Source organism: Plantactinospora sp. WMMB782, from assembly GCF_049179135.1.
Lineage (GTDB): Bacteria > Actinomycetota > Actinomycetes > Mycobacteriales > Micromonosporaceae > Plantactinospora.
Genome location: NZ_JBMHMC010000007.1, coordinates 730,906 through 745,254 on the forward strand (window position 1 = coordinate 730,906; position 14,349 = coordinate 745,254).

Below are 14,349 nucleotides of genomic sequence, written 5' to 3' on the forward strand. Positions count from 1 at the left end.
CGGCCCCGGCAGGTGCGCCAACACCTGTGATCCGGGGCCTTGACGGGAAGTGAGGTCCCGCCCACCCATGAGTGTAGAAGCTGTCTCGTGGGCGCTGAACGATGCGCCCGACGTTCCCCCATCCTGCTTGGCCGTACTGCTCGGCTTGGCCAACCACGCGCACGCCAACGGCCGAGCCGCGTACCCGTCTCAGGAACGGCTCGCCCACTACGCCCGGAAGTCGACCCGCTCGGTACGCAGCGACCTTGCGACCTTGGAACGGCTCGGCATCATCCGCCGTGGCGATCAGCGGCACGTTGCGTTCATCCCCGTTGACCGGCGACCGGTGGTGTGGGACCTGGCCGTAGAGCGCACCCGCCCGATCCCTGCCGCACTCGACCGGTTCGCCGAGCCGGTGTCGGGGCGCTCGGCCGAGGTCCCTCAGCCTGTGGATAACCGGGCGGAAGCAGAGTTCCGGGCGGTACCCGACCGGGCGGAAGCACAGCGCACGACGACCGGAAGCACAGCGCAGAGCGGCCGGAAGCCTGCTTCCTACAAACCGTCCTTGAACCATCAAGAACCAACTACCCGCGCGGCAGCGCGGGATGGTGCCGGGTCGCCTGTGGATGCCGGGTCAAACCGGATTGCTTCTCCGAAGGATCAACCCCAAACCTCGGCCCGTCGTGGCTGGGAACCGCCGAGGGGTGCAGCCCTGCCGCCCGCTACGGGTGACGCTCGCTGCCCCAAGCCGGGGCACGTAGGCCAGCCTGCCGGTTCCTGCGCCGTCTGCCGCAGCGAGGCGCTTGGGGGTGCGGCGTGACTCCCCTTGCCATCTGGGCTCTCTCCCTTGCCGGGGGTGGCCTTGCCCTGGTCGTCGCCCTGGTCGCCTTCATCTCCCGGTACTCGGTCGGCAGCCACGCCGACCAGCTTGCCGATGCCATCGCCCACCGCTCGGACGTTCCCCGCGTCCCCACCCACCGCTGAGGAGCGTCCCCCGTGAACATCACCTCTATCACTTCCCGCGCAACTACTGCCCTGGTCGCCCTGGTCGCTGGCTACGCATCGTTCTCCCACATCTTCAAGGTCGCTCGGCAGGCTGGCGAGCACGTCTCGGTTGCCGCCGTACTCCCCCTGTCCATCGATGGGCTGATCCTGGTCGGCACGCTGGCGATGCTCGACGACAAGCGCAGCGGCCGGAAGCCTCGCCTATCTGCTCGGCTCGCCGTGGCGTTCGGCATCATCGCCACGCTGGCAGCGAACATCGCATCGGCTCATCCGACGTGGACTGCTCGTGCCGTTGCCGCCGTTCCCCCGGTCGCCTTCCTGCTCGCCGTCGAGGTGCTGTCTCGGCGGGGCAAGCTGATCCAGCCTGAGCCGGTCGACCAGGGCGAGCCGGTCAAGGTAACTGAGCCGGTCACCGTTGAGCCGGCCGAGCCCGAGCCGGTGACCCCCGAGCCGGTGACCGTTGAGCCAGTCAAGCCTGAGCCGAGCCGCAAGGCTCAGCCCAAGCGGGTTGTACCCCGGTCGGCTACCTCCGCTGATCTGGTGATGCGTGCTCACCTCGCCGAGCCGGACGCGCCGCATGCCCGGATCGCTGAGCTTGCCGGGGTGTCGCTGGCGACGGTGAAGCGCTACCGGCCTACCCGCTCCCCCGGTTCGCCTTCCCCGGCGGAAGCTGCGGACACTGCCGTCAACGGCCGTACGCCTGAGCTTGCGGGGGTGACGGCATGACCGAGCTTGAGCGGATCATCCGCCGGCTACGGCGCAAGCACACCGTTCCCCGCGTGGTCTACCGGTACCTGTCCGGCCGTCCCCTCGACGGTCGGGCGGGGTACCGCTACCTGAGCCGTGGTCCCGGTCGGCTCACCGGCTGGCAGCGTCAGGTGATCCGGCTCGGTGCACCGACTACGGCTCTGCTGGCAACGGCTCACCCCGAGCAGGTCGGCTCACTGGTCGGCTCGGCTGCCGTGGTGGTGAGCTACCGGCTCAGGCGGAAGCTGACAATGCGCCGGTTCAACCGGGCGTACATCACTCCTACCCTGGCTGCCCTTGCCCCGGCGATGGGCTTGCAGAACGGCGTACGCCTGCACGTTGATCCGTCGTTGGGCAACCTCACTCCCCGGCTCGCTAAGCCGCTGTCACCGGCTGAGACTGCCGTACGTGCCTGGTATGGCGAGCGGGTAGAGCCGGTGATCCGCTGGCTTCCTGAGCGCGCTCAGCGGGCAGCCTGGTCGATGCAGCGGGCAGCCGAGCCGGTCACGTCCAAGCTGGCTCTGTTCCGTCGTCCGGTCGACGGTGACCGGAGCCCGCGTATCGAGTTGGAGGCAGACACCCCGTACCTGACCAGGGAGCAACGGCAGCTTGTCTCGTCGATCATCGGCAGCAAGATCCCCGTTGCCGACCTGGTCGAGACGTGGCACCAGGTGGGCCCACGGGTGCGGGCAGTCTGGACCGTGCGCAAGCGTCCCCCGGCCCGGGTCGGTGTCGACCAGGTCGCCGAGCAGCTTCCCCGGCTAGCCGAATGGGAGTTCTACATCGGGCAGGGTGCAGGCGACCGGCCGGTGATCCTGTCTCTGCGGGACGACTCCCCGCACATCGCGGTAAGTGCCGGTACGGGTGCGGGTAAGTCGGTGCTTGCCGAGCTGGTCGCGGTGCAGGTGTTGGCTCGGGGTGGCCGGGTGGTCATCCTCGACCGGAAAGGCTCGCACCGCTGGGCCATCGGGTTGGCTGGCGTTGACTACTGCACCCGGCCGGCGCAGATGCATGACGCCCTGGTCAAGCTGGCCACGCTCGCCGACGAACGGAACACGCTGGCCCTGCACGAGCCGGAAGACTGGGACTGTGGTCCCCGCGTGCTGGTCATCGCCGAGGAGTTGAACGCGACCATCGGGCAACTGGTCAACTTCTGGGCCGAGGTGCGCGGCAAGGGTGACCCCAAGCGGTCCCCTGCCGTGTCGGCTCTGGCTGACCTGCTGTTCATGGGTCGCAGTGCCAAGGTCAACGTGCTGGCCATCGCGCAGATGCTCACGGCTCGGGCGATCGGCGGACCCGAGGCGCGAGAGAACTTCGGTATCCGGTGCCTTGCCAGGTACACCGCCAACAACTGGAAGATGCTGGTTCCCGAGGCAGCCATGCCCCGAGCATCCCGGACCCTCGGCCGGTGGCAGGTGGTCATCGGCGGACAGGCGACCGAAGTGCAGGTTGCCTACCTGTCCAGTGCCGAGGCTCGCCGGCTGGCGATGTCCCCGGACATGTCCCCCGCCCTGGTCAAGGGCGCTAATCAAGCCCTCGGGGACAACAGGCTGACGCTCAAGCAGGCGTGCGCTACCGGCGTACTGCCGTGGTCGTACGAGGCGACCAAGAAGCGGATGCAGCGCCGGGTAGGTGACGTGCCGCTACCGCGCAACAAGCGCGACGGCGTGGATGTGTACGACAGGAAGGAGTTGGAGCAGTGGGCGGCATCGAAGTGAACGGGGACCGCGTGCGCGCGGAGCGACTGAAGCAACGGCGAGACAACCTGGCCGCCCGCTACAGCATCACGATTGAGCAGTACGCCGCGTTGCTGGCCCATCAGGGGTACGTCTGCGCCTTCTGCCAAGGGGCGAAGGGTCGGAACGGGAAGGCCCTGCACGTCGACCACGATCACGCATGCTGCCCGTACCCCGAGGGGAGGGGTTCGCTCCGCTCTTGCGGAAGGTGTGTTCGTGGGCTGCTGTGCTCGCGATGCAACCTGTTCGGCGCGCTCGACGGCGCTCCAACCGTTGACTGGGATGCCGTCATGACGGTTCCGCACATCGACTGGGATGCGGTTGCGGCCATCCTGGTCGGCGGTGCCGAGTCGGCCACCCCCACCGGGGACTTCCTGACGCTGCGGCAGGCGATCGATGCTGGCGTGGTGCCGTGGAAGCTGGACGCTGCCAAGAAGCGCCTACAGCGCAGGGTCGGCAGGGCGCCTACGCCGAGGGGCAAGAGCGGCAACGCGGATCTGTACGCGAGAGCAGACCTGGTCGCCTGGGTGGGCACCGAGTAGGCAGCGAACCAGCGAGCCCGGCTCTCTCACGTCGAGGGGGTCGGGCTCTCGCTGTGCTCAGCCCTGGTCGGGTCGGTTCTCCCTGATCCACTTCTCCACATCCCGCCGACGCCAGACCTTCCCCATGATCAGTTTCGCGACGGGATCGGGGAACCCCTTGGAGTTGGTGATCACGTTCGCACGCTGCCGGCTGATACCGCCGAGCATCTCCCGAATCTCTGCCACACCAACAAGGTCCACAGCTCTTGACGCTAGACCTGGGCATGTGCTACGGGAGCAACAACGTCTGATGACGAGAGCAGAAGCCGTTGACGGTCGACTACGTCAAGCGACACCATGAGGGAATGCCCAGCGATAGCGCTCCCAAGCCGGCCCGGTTGTCGATCTTCCGCCGGAAGCCCCGGCCGATTGTCGTGCCGGGCGACACCCTGTATGCCCCGCAGTTCGCCCATTTCCAGCCGTACGACAGCACGGCGCGAATCCTCGGAGACCTCCGCCTACGGGTTACCGTCGTTCCGGCCGGCGCGAAGCCGGTACGTGAGGGCTTCCAACTGTTGCGCGGGTACGTGGTCGATGCCGAGGGTTTCGAGGCTGTCGCCGAGTCCTGGCACTACGTGCGATTGACTTCCTGCCTGGTGTCGATGCCACCCGGGAGCGAGGGCACAGCACCCCGCAGAAGCCACTGAGAGCCGCTGCGGGGTGAACGGCTGGCGGGGGTAGTCAGGTGTAGGCGTCGAGCGTCAAGGGCTTCTGAGGGCGACAGGCCAGCCAGGGATGCCAGGTGAGCCGGGTCACGACGTCCGCTAAAACTCCAAGATCAACCGGAATTAGTAGTAGAGGGTTCAACCGGGAAGCAGGTCGACCAGGCAGCCAGGTGAGGCCGGTCACCTCTGTGCATAAAACTCCCAAGATCAACCCGTCTTGCTAGTAGAGGGTTCAACCGCCGGGCCAGTCGACCAGATAGCCAGGGTGAGCCCGGTCACGATGCCCGGTAAGACCCCAAGATCACGGCGATACCTACGTAGAGGGTTCAACCGGGAAGCAGGCCAGCCAGGGTGAGCCCGGTCACGGTGTTCGTCAAAACTCCAAGATCAACCCGTCTTACCTGTAGAGGGTTCACCACCGAGCAACCCGAGCACCACCACGCACGCCGTGTCCCACCAGGGGATGCGGCGTTTTTTCATGGCCCCAGCGAGTGATGCCCCCGGCATCAACCAACCCACCAGGAGGAGGCACCACCCGTGATCACCATCGACGGCATCGACTACCTGACCGCACGCGAGGCAGCGACACAGCTAGGGCTAAGCGTCGGCACCCTGCGGAACCAGCGCAGCGAGAACCGCTCCCCCATGACCTACATCATCAGCATGGGTCGAGCCCTGTACCCCACCACCGAGGTTGAGCGGTACGCCCGAGAGCTTGGCCGTTGACCGAGGAACTACGGCGCATCGCCGAGCGCATCGCCAGCCAGGCACCGCCCCTCACCCCCGAACAGCGAGCCAGACTGCGCCGTCTACTCAGCGACGAATGAGCACATACACCCAGTGAGCAACGTACCACCAACCCAAGGAGACCCACCCGTGACCCTCTCTGACCGCACCCTGTACGCCCTTGCCCACCTGCTCAGCGCGGTCGGGGTGCTGACCGCACTGCCCGCCTGGCTATCGGCGCTCGGTGCGCTGTGAGACGCAACGACAACGAGGACCAGGAGGTGACCGAGCAGTGAGCCGCAAGCGCAAACGGAACCGACGACCAGGAGCACAGCGACCAGCGATGACCAGTCCACCGTTTCGGATGACCGTCGAAGAGTGGGCACGAGACACCGGCCTGAGCGTCGAGCAGGTACGCGAGGACATCGACGCACTGATCATCAAGGGCTGGCTGATACCACTGGCACCCGATACGTGGATCTTGACGGTCCCCCAGGGAGATTCGACAACGTGAGCAAGCAGAGCGACCGCAGTGAGTTCGACGTGCTCGGCACCATGCGTGCTGTCCGTGAAGACGAGAAGCTGACCGCCAGCCAGAAGGCGCTACTTGTGTTCACCGCCCTACGGACCAACAACGGCGACGGCAAGGTGAGAGCGAGTCTTGAGCTGATCGCCGACGATGCCGGACTCAGCCGCAAGACGGCACACCGGACGTTCGGCGATGATCAGCCCGAGGTGCTGAAGTACTTCCGGCAGGTTGAGCGAAGCCGTCGGCGGGTTGATCTGTGGTTCCATCTTCAGCCCGACCAGGTTGCCGAGAGGGACACAGAGTCCCACTCGCAGACCGAGGGCACCGAGCCGAGAGGGACACAGAGTCCCACTCACGAGAAGGTCACAGAGTCTCGCTCGGAGCCGAGTGGGACACCCTGTCCCCCGAGAGGGACACAGAGTCCCACTGAGAGGGACACAGTGTCCCGCCATCTACCTACCTCTACCTCTACATCTACTACAAGAGGGACAGCTACTCTCGGGATCTTCACTCGACCGAGCCAGGTTGAGGAACCGACCCCCTCGGTCTGGGATGGTCTCGAACCTCCCGAGCCGGCTACGCCGGCCGTGCCAGTCAGGGTCAAGGCTCCCGAGCCTGTTGCCGATGTCTGGGACCTGGTGCTGAGCGAGAACCAGTAGCCCAGGGGCGCTGTGCGCTTCGCGCGCCGTGCCGCTGCGCTCCGGTCAGCCAGGCAGCGGCGAGAGCATGAGCGGCCGGAGGCCGCATCACCCGGGAGACCTGCTCAACAGGTTGGGGCCCGTTCGGGCCCACCATCGAGAAGCTTCCTGCCGCTGCCCTCTGCCCAGAGGTACCCGGGCACTCTGCTCCGCGCTCGCCACTGCACCGCGAGAGCAACCCTCCCTGATCACCCTGCCGGCGCTTCACTCTGCCGGCGATCACCACCACCCGAACGGAGACAACAACCAGTGACTACCCCTCCACCCAAACTCACCAAGAAGGAGCGCGAGGCTGCCCGCAACCTTGCCGAGCAGCGATGGGCCCTGGCCCATGACGTCAAGCGCGACGCCGCTGCTCGACTCGCTCAGGTGCAAGCCGATCCCAACGCCACCCCCGCCGAGCTGGTCGAGGCAACCGAGGCGCTGAGCGAGGCAACGGCGCTCTACCGGTCTGCTCAGGCTGCCGCTCGGGGTGGTCGGTGATGACCTCGGTTCTCCCGGTCGACCTGATCGACATCATGCGCGGGGTGATCAGTTCCGCGTACTCGCACCTAGCCGAGGTCGTCGAGCACCCGGCCGGGTCCGGTCGGATGAAGGCTCCCCGCAACGTGCCGGCCATCCTGTGGCGACCCAATCGGGATGTGCCGATCCTGTCTGCTTCCCGGGTGTGGGCTCGGATCGCCGTCACCGTGGTTGCCTTCCACCATGACGGATACTTCGCGCCCGAGCTGCCGGACCTGTGGCTCCCCGAGCGGGGAACGCGCATCCATCCGGGCTACACCGATGAACGTTACGACGACCTTGTGATCCGGTGTCGCCAGCATCGGCCGGTGAAGTACGCCCGTGAGTTCGGGCTCTACCGGACCGATCAGGTCTGGCAGACGTCGATTCGGCTGACTTCGGATGACGGCAACTGACACCACCAACCCAACCAGTACCACCCCATCCCGGGCCGGCTACCTGCCGGCCTTCACTGTCTCTGAAGGAGAAACCCACCGTGGCTACCAACGCCAAGAAGAACACCACCACCCGTACCGCTACCGACATCGCTGCCGAGAAGCTGATTGAGGCTCGGGCCCTGGTCGACCAGCGACGCACCGAGCATGAGCAGGCCGAGGAAACCCACGCCGAGCTGATCACCCGCTTGACCCATGGCGACGCCAGCGTGAGCGCACTCGACCTGGTAACCGCCGAGGCTGAGATCACCCGTCTCGGCTACCTCGCCGAGGCTGCTCGGAAGGCAGTCACTCCGGCTGAGAAGGCGCTCGACCACGCTGCGGCGATCGACTCGCCGACGCTGGCTCAGTTCATCGCGAAGCACATCGAGGCTGACCCGTTCGCCTTCGGGGCGTACGGGTTCCCGGTGACGGTCAATGCCGATGACCGCAGCGAGCCGGGTGTGTACGTCAACCAGGCGACGGCGACGAAGACCGAGCCGGCTACCGGCATCATGTCCGGCCGGGTCGGCATCACCGTGGTCACGCCGAACGGCACACCGGTTGACGGTGCAGCCATGCTGGCTGGTCTGGCTGCCATCGAGTCCAGCGGCGCCGCACTGGTGAGCGCTTCGGCTAGCCCGAGCCCTGCCGGGGTAACCCTCGATGTCCGTCTGTCCAACGTCAAGCCGGACCTACCCACCCTGCCGGTTGACGTCGACAGCAAGGCGTTGCGGGACTTCGCCCTAGACCTGATCGGCGACATCACCAAGCGGGGCGGTTGGTCCGACCAGCGCAACGCCGATCCGTACGGCGGTGGCATGTACGGCGGTACCGGTCTCTGGGATCACAGGGCGGCCGTCAAGAGGATCAGCTCGGCGCTCGACAGCGTGACCGTCGCCAGCGACGGGCGGGACGGGGATCAGGACCGACGCACCGTGCGGATTGTCTTCGACCTGTCGTCTCGGCAGTACGGCATCCGCGACTTCAGCGAGTTCACTCGGGCCAGCATCGGCAACCTGGTTGGCGAGATCGCGGCCGGCATCGGCCGGGTCGAGGGGGCGCGGGTGGTGAGCGAGGAGCCGAGCACCGAGAAGCCGACCCCCGGCCGAGAGTTCAGCAACTCGCTCAAGTCCGGCCTGCGGATGGTCGTCGAGGTTGACGCTGTCGCCCGGGTAGCCGGCTGATCGAGGGATGACGGGGGCGGGAGGTCCGCCCCGCTCCCCCCTCCCTCTGCGGACACGACATGACGAACCACCACACCAACCGGGGATGCCTGGTCGACGGCTGCACCCGGACCCACCTCGCCCGAGGGATGTGCGGCACGCACTACGCCCGATGGCGCAAGTACGGGGACCTGGTCTTGAGGATCGGTCAAGAGATCCGCTCCCCGACCTGCCTCGACTGCGGCGCACCCGTGCCCGTCCGGGCCGGTAGGGCATCCCTGTTCTGCGTCGAGTACCACCGGAACCGCTTCAAGCGCAGACAGCGCAGAGCGACCCGCTCAGCGGCCCGCTGACGGCCGAACAGATCAACACCCACCCCAAGTAGGGCACAGGATCTCAGCGCGTCTCAAAGCCTCTGAGCGGGCTACCTGATCCTGTGCCCTCGCTGATTCGCGACTCAGGAGACAGAGACAGTGACAACGACCATGACCACCACCGAGCGAACCTGCCGGGAGTGCGGCAAGAGCCTTCCGCCCAAGCCGAACCGGACTGGCCCCGCTCCCGAGTTCTGCGACCGGACCTGCCGAGCGAAGCTGAAGCACAGGCGGACGTACACCCCGACCCCCCGCGCTGTGGCCATGCCGAGCCGGCAGAAGCACAAGCCCAGCAACACGTACGGATCGCTGACCTTGGTCGAGCGGATCGAGTCGCGCAACGGTGAGCCGTTCGCTCGATTCCGTTGCGAGTGCGGGAACGTCAAGGAGCTGCGCATCAGCAACGTGTCGCAGGGACTCACCAGCAACTGTGGCGACCGAGCCAGCCATCCCGACAGCCGGATCAGGGATCGGGTCGGGTACGACGGCGCACACATGCGAATCAGGAGTCGGCGAGGCAGTGCCAGCCGGCACACCTGTCGCTGCGGCAAGCAGGCGGAACACTGGGCATACACCCATGCGGACTACGACCAATCCGCCGACAAGATCGGCCGGGAAGCTGGTCGCCCGTACAGCATGGCTCCCGCGTTCTACGTGCCGATGTGTCGTCCGTGCCATGTTCGCTGGGACAACGCTCGGGCCCGCATGGGAATCAACGGGATCTCGCTCGTTCACCGCGCGCTGTGGATGGCGACCGTCGGCGACGAGGTCCAGGAGGTGACAGCGTGAGCAGCGAAGAACGGCGGCACACCGGACCGATCTGCGGATGGTGCGGCGATCCGCTGCCGGCAGACGCCGGCTACCTGCGGGAGTTCTGTAACGCGACCTGCCGACAGCGGAACCACCGGGCACTGAAGCGAGCCGGACGGCGGTAGACCAGGCGAGCGGGGATGCTGGGCGCGACCTGGCACCCCGTCTGACCTGCGTTATCTGGTCGACTTCCTATCTGTGGCACCGTATTTTTTGGCACCCCACCGGGACGAGTTTCCTGATCCGGGCCTGTTCCGAGGTTGTCACGGCGACTTCTGTTCGGTGGCGATTGAGGAGCGGCTAAGACGAGGCGGTCGGGAAGGCCGGGCCGAGAGGGTCATACCCCCAGGGGGCCTCACCTCACGGAAACCACTCACACCCTCGCGGGTACCTCTGGCGGGTCATCATCCTCGGGCCGCTGTGTGAGGCGCGACAGATCTGAATCTGTTAGGCGGGGCATCAGGTCGGTGTTTACGGTAAAGATCTCAACCAGAGAATTGAGTTCTTGGTAATCATGTTCCCACCGCAACAATGGAAAGCGAGCCAGGACATCGCGAACCGAGGATAGCTCCACCTGTGCTCCGCTAAGCGCCTTGTCGGTAGAGTGCACATTCCGCTCAACACCTCTAAGCCGTTCGCTCTCCTCGACAGTGGCAGCCTTCGTCTTTTCAAGCTCTAGGCGCAACTCTTCGTTCTCGCGCTTTGCTACGGCCAACTCTTCTTGCACGCGATCAAGGCTCTCCGTAAGGCGCGTCATCATGGTGTCAGCAACCTGTACCGCCTTCTCCGCTATGTTGACCTTCTTTTCCCTCCGGTTAAGCAAATGACCGACTAACAATGAAATCAACGTGCCCAAGCCAAGGGCAGTCGCAATCGCAACACCTATGGCAACCTTCTCGGCCGTAGTCACTTCGCCTGCCCTCGTCAGCTCTGGCACCTAACCGAGCAGGCTACCAACACATGCCCATCCTGCGATCCCCGGAACAGGCGGCCGAGAAAGCCGATCATGTCGCGTCGTGTCCTACACCAACCCACGCTCAGCCCAGGTCTGCGAGTCGCCCCGCCACCGACTGTTCCCAAGCCGGGCAGGGTCGAGCGTGCGTGCGCCTCGGTACGTCCTGCCGACGCGCAGGTCAAGCAGGAGCGACACCACCTCGCGTTGCTGGCCGATGGTCAGCCGTTCCCACTTCTGCTCGACGTCGGGCCCGACCAGGTCCCGCACCAACGGCGGCACCTCGACATGCTCGGCTCTCCGCTCGGCATCCTTGATCTCGTCGAGTAGCCTCCGCTCGATCGCAGCCATACCGCCGGGACTGATTTCGTTGCGCGCGGCTGCGGCGTACCACTCGTCAAGTTGTGCCTTCTTCTCGTCGGCTTCCTGCCGAGCCTGCTCAACCCCTCCCCTGTTCTGCGGTGGGGCGAGTAGGTCGAGCGCATCGGGGCGGGACAGGCGAGCCATGAGCACAGCCACCACGAACTGCTCAAGAACGGTTGTCTTGATCGACACGCAGAACCGATCTGCGCACAGGTAGGCGTAGTGCGTTCGATTCTTCTGCACCCGCATCCGTCCATCGCAGACGTCGCAGACAGCGGCACCGGACAGCAGGTGACGGACGCTTGAGTCCCGCTGTGTCTTGCGCCGTGGATCAGTCAGGATGGCCTTGCAGGTCGCGTACGTCTCGTCATCGATAATCGCTGGCCAGTCGGCATCACCCACGATCTTGCCGAGGTGAACGCGCTTCCCGACGTATCCGGGGTTCTGAACCGTCCGGCTGATCTGGCCGAGGGTCCATCCCTTCTCGCCACCCCTCGGCGTAGGGATGCCCCGGCGGTTGAAGTCCAGCGCGATCGAACGGCTGGCTTCCCCGCTAGCGACCCGTCGAGCAGCTTCCCGGATCACCTCGGCCTGGTCCTCGTTCACGACCTGGGCGATGAAGTTCCCCCGGTCGTCGTAGGTCCGACGGTAGCCGTAGAGCAGCTTCCCGTGTGGCTTGCCGCTGGCAGCCTTCGCACGCACCGACCGTAGGATGCGCTCCCGCGTCTTCTCGCTCTCGTACGCCGAGTCAACGCCATCTTCTGCCAGGGTGCGCCAGTCGCGCGGGTTCTCAAGGTCGTACGTCCGCCGATGGGTCACCACATGGATGCGGACCCGACGGCGACGACAGAGGTTGAGCAAACCCGCCCAACCTTCGAGTTCACGACCGCCACGAGATGACTCCCACAGGATCAGCACGTCAACATGCTCGGTGGCTAGGTAATCGAGTAGCTTCGCGTACTCTTCGCGCTGCTTCCGGGCGTAGCGGCTCGCTGAGCGGTCGTTGTCCACGAACACCCGGGCAACGGTCCATGCCTGGTCGGCTGCCTCTTGCTGGCACTCTTGCTCTTGTTCGCCGACCGACCGACGCAGCCTCTTGTCATCGTCGCTGACTCGGGCGTAGATGACGGCGATGACTGCTGCGCGTAGCCCTGGTTTCGTTCCTCCCATGACGTGCTACAGTACCACCACCCCTAAGAAACGTTCGTACCGGAGACCGCTGTCAGGTGGGTCATGCCGGTGGCCAGGAAGTCCTCCTCGACCGTCGTCTCCAGCCGGCTGGTGTCGCCGACCACCAGTCCCGGCAGCAGCCCGCCCGGTTCGGCCGGCAGCGGCGCGCAGGCACGTTGCAGACCGGCCCGCAGCGAGCCGGCCACCCGCTGTGCCCAGGACGGGCTGCCCCGCAGCTCGGGTGCGGTGTCGGCGGTGAGCACGGCGGCGGTGAGGTCCCCACCGCGCGGCGTCGCCAGCCGCCCGCTCGCGCTCACCCGCTGCCCGGGCAGCAGTCGACGCCAGCCGGGTTCGCCGGCCAGCACGAGTATCCGGGCCGGCACCCTGACCCTGGGCCCCTCCTCCTCGGCGACCCAGACCAGCCGGGCCGGCAGCAGATAGCTGGTCGGCGGGCCGGCGGCAGCACCGATCGGGCGCGGATCCTCCCGGACCACCAGTTCGACGCTGACCCTTGCGCGGGCCTCGGCCAACTGGCTCACCGGCTCGGCGTCCCGGACCGCGAGCCGGGCGGCGGTGGCCACGCCGCCGCAGACCACACCGAGCAGTACGGTCACCACCACCCAGCCGTGCCGGTCGAGCCCGGCGCGCGTCAGCCGGGCCAGCCGGGCCGACACGACCGGCCGACCCGCCACGGTCAGCCAGCCCGACGTGACAAGCGCGGCTGCGCCGGCCAGGACCGTGACGAGCACGGTCGGACCCGTGCCGAGCAGCAATCCGGCCAACGCCGACAGCCAGGCTCCCACCGCCAGCCCGACCAGCCGGAGATCCGGCCGCCGTCGACCGTCATCCCCGGCCGCGTCTGCGCCGGCTGGCACCCGACGGGTCGCCGTCACACCGTCACCAGGTCCTTCAGGTCCTCGTAACGGGCGTCACCGATGCCGGTGACCTGGCGCAGGTCGGCCACCGAACGGAAGCCGCCGTGCTCTTCCCGGTGCGCCACGATGCGCTGGGCGAGCACCGGCCCGACCCCGGGCAGGGCGTCGAGCTGGGCCGCGGTGGCGGTGTTGAGGTTGACCTTTCCCGCGCCCGGCTGGGCACCCGGTGCACCTGCGGGTCCACCGGCACCGGCAGGTGCGGCTCCCGGTGCTGGTGTCACTCCCACCAGGATCAGTTCGCCGTCGACAACCTTCCGAGCGAGGTTGAGCAGCGCCACGTCGACGCCGGGCAGCGCGCCTCCGGCGGATTCGAGCGCGTCGGCGACCCGCGCACCGGCGGGCAGCCGCACCAGGCCGGGCCGGCGTACCTTGCCGGCCACCGCGACCACCACCTCTTCGGCGCCGCCGACCACCGACCCCGGGGACGGCGGTGTCGGCGCGAGCACGGTCGCCGGGGCCGGCAGGGACCCGACCGGCTCGGTCCGGGGCCGGGACATCCAGGCCCAGCCGGCCGCTCCGAGCACCACGACCACCGCCAGCACGGCGAGAGCCCTGACCCCACGTCTTCCCGGGTCGAAGGCGCCCGGACCGGTCAGCGACCCCCGATGTGGCGCCGTTTCCGGGTCCGGGTGCGGCGCCGTTTCCGGGTCCGGGAGCGCCGACGCTTCCGGGTCCGGATGTGTCGGCGTTTCCAGGCCCGGACCCACCGGAGTCTCCGGCGACAGGCCCGACCCGATGCCGGCACGGCCGGAACCGGCGGACATCTGCTCCGCCCGAGTGGCACGCCAGCCGAGCAGCCGGGAGAGCCGTTGCCGCACCAGGATTTCGTCGTCGTGGGACATCCCGCGAACGTAGGCAACGCCCAGCACCACGCATCGGCCGTACACCGGCAGTTGTGGACAACCGATGGCGCTGTGCACAACGCCCTGATCAAGCGAAAGTGTGCTAAGCGAAATCCCGAGCGTCCCGGCCGCGCGG

The 14,349-nt window shown here is 67.0% G+C and carries 18 protein-coding genes; 13 read left to right on the forward strand and 5 right to left on the reverse strand.

Annotated features, from left to right (window positions below):
- Positions 1-67 precede the first annotated feature (67 nt).
- From ACN28A_RS05200 to ACN28A_RS05220, 5 genes are read left to right on the forward strand one after another with little or no spacing between them, the layout of a single operon-like run.
- A complete protein-coding gene (locus ACN28A_RS05200) occupies positions 68-799 on the forward strand; it encodes a helix-turn-helix domain-containing protein (protein WP_421392880.1) in 732 nt (243 codons plus the stop codon).
- Positions 796-963, forward strand: a complete 168-nt coding sequence (locus tag ACN28A_RS05205) for a hypothetical protein (protein ID WP_421392882.1) — start codon at positions 796-798, stop codon at positions 961-963. The genes ACN28A_RS05200 and ACN28A_RS05205 overlap by 4 nt, the downstream gene beginning before the upstream one ends.
- A gap of 12 nt (positions 964-975) precedes the next feature.
- Positions 976-1,710 (forward strand): DUF2637 domain-containing protein, encoded by a 735-nt coding sequence (locus tag ACN28A_RS05210; RefSeq protein WP_421392885.1) that lies wholly within the window; start codon positions 976-978, stop codon positions 1,708-1,710.
- A complete protein-coding gene (locus ACN28A_RS05215) occupies positions 1,707-3,449 on the forward strand; it encodes a helicase HerA domain-containing protein (RefSeq protein ID WP_421392887.1) in 1,743 nt (580 codons plus the stop codon). The genes ACN28A_RS05210 and ACN28A_RS05215 overlap by 4 nt, the downstream gene beginning before the upstream one ends.
- On the forward strand, positions 3,431-4,009 hold the full coding sequence (locus ACN28A_RS05220) for an endonuclease domain-containing protein (protein ID WP_421392890.1): 579 nt from the start codon (positions 3,431-3,433) through the stop codon (positions 4,007-4,009). The genes ACN28A_RS05215 and ACN28A_RS05220 overlap by 19 nt, the downstream gene beginning before the upstream one ends.
- Positions 4,010-4,066: 57 nt before the next feature.
- On the opposite strand, the gene ACN28A_RS05225 is transcribed toward ACN28A_RS05220, so the two are convergent.
- On the reverse strand, positions 4,067-4,234 hold the full coding sequence (locus tag ACN28A_RS05225) for a hypothetical protein (protein WP_421392893.1): 168 nt from the start codon (positions 4,232-4,234) through the stop codon (positions 4,067-4,069).
- Positions 4,235-4,317: 83 nt separating this feature from the next.
- Between ACN28A_RS05225 and ACN28A_RS05230 the strand changes: the two genes are divergently transcribed.
- From ACN28A_RS05230 to ACN28A_RS05265, 8 genes are all read left to right on the forward strand, one after another.
- On the forward strand, positions 4,318-4,695 hold the full coding sequence (locus tag ACN28A_RS05230; protein WP_421392895.1) for a hypothetical protein: 378 nt from the start codon (positions 4,318-4,320) through the stop codon (positions 4,693-4,695).
- 555 nt (positions 4,696-5,250) lie between these two features.
- Positions 5,251-5,439 (forward strand): hypothetical protein, encoded by a 189-nt coding sequence (locus ACN28A_RS05235; protein WP_421392898.1) that lies wholly within the window; start codon positions 5,251-5,253, stop codon positions 5,437-5,439.
- Between the two features lie 364 nt (positions 5,440-5,803).
- Positions 5,804-5,953 (forward strand): hypothetical protein, encoded by a 150-nt coding sequence (locus ACN28A_RS05240; RefSeq protein ID WP_421392901.1) that lies wholly within the window; start codon positions 5,804-5,806, stop codon positions 5,951-5,953.
- Complete coding sequence (locus ACN28A_RS05245; protein WP_421392903.1) at positions 5,950-6,627, forward strand: hypothetical protein; 678 nt, start codon at positions 5,950-5,952, stop codon at positions 6,625-6,627. Before ACN28A_RS05240 ends, ACN28A_RS05245 begins: the two co-directional genes overlap by 4 nt.
- Positions 6,628-6,915: 288 nt before the next feature.
- Positions 6,916-7,149, forward strand: a complete 234-nt coding sequence (locus ACN28A_RS05250) for a hypothetical protein (RefSeq protein WP_421392905.1) — start codon at positions 6,916-6,918, stop codon at positions 7,147-7,149.
- On the forward strand, positions 7,149-7,583 hold the full coding sequence (locus tag ACN28A_RS05255; RefSeq protein ID WP_421392906.1) for a hypothetical protein: 435 nt from the start codon (positions 7,149-7,151) through the stop codon (positions 7,581-7,583). Before ACN28A_RS05250 ends, ACN28A_RS05255 begins: the two co-directional genes overlap by 1 nt.
- An 80-nt stretch (positions 7,584-7,663) precedes the next feature.
- Entirely contained in the window at positions 7,664-8,788 is a 1,125-nt protein-coding gene (locus ACN28A_RS05260) for a hypothetical protein (RefSeq protein WP_421392909.1), read from the forward strand.
- A gap of 464 nt (positions 8,789-9,252) precedes the next feature.
- Entirely contained in the window at positions 9,253-9,930 is a 678-nt protein-coding gene (locus ACN28A_RS05265) for a hypothetical protein (RefSeq protein ID WP_421392911.1), read from the forward strand.
- Between the two features lie 394 nt (positions 9,931-10,324).
- Here ACN28A_RS05265 and ACN28A_RS05270 read toward each other — a convergent pair whose 3' ends face one another.
- The 4 genes from ACN28A_RS05270 to ACN28A_RS05285 form a co-directional block, all read right to left on the reverse strand.
- Complete coding sequence (locus ACN28A_RS05270; protein WP_421392912.1) at positions 10,325-10,888, reverse strand: hypothetical protein; 564 nt, start codon at positions 10,886-10,888, stop codon at positions 10,325-10,327.
- 84 nt (positions 10,889-10,972) lie between these two features.
- Positions 10,973-12,436, reverse strand: a complete 1,464-nt coding sequence (locus tag ACN28A_RS05275) for a recombinase family protein (RefSeq protein WP_421392914.1) — start codon at positions 12,434-12,436, stop codon at positions 10,973-10,975.
- Between the two features lie 23 nt (positions 12,437-12,459).
- Entirely contained in the window at positions 12,460-13,329 is an 870-nt protein-coding gene (locus ACN28A_RS05280; RefSeq protein WP_421392917.1) for a ComEC/Rec2 family competence protein, read from the reverse strand.
- Positions 13,326-14,213, reverse strand: a complete 888-nt coding sequence (locus ACN28A_RS05285; protein WP_421392918.1) for a helix-hairpin-helix domain-containing protein — start codon at positions 14,211-14,213, stop codon at positions 13,326-13,328. Before ACN28A_RS05285 ends, ACN28A_RS05280 begins: the two co-directional genes overlap by 4 nt.
- Positions 14,214-14,349: the final 136 nt, after the last annotated feature.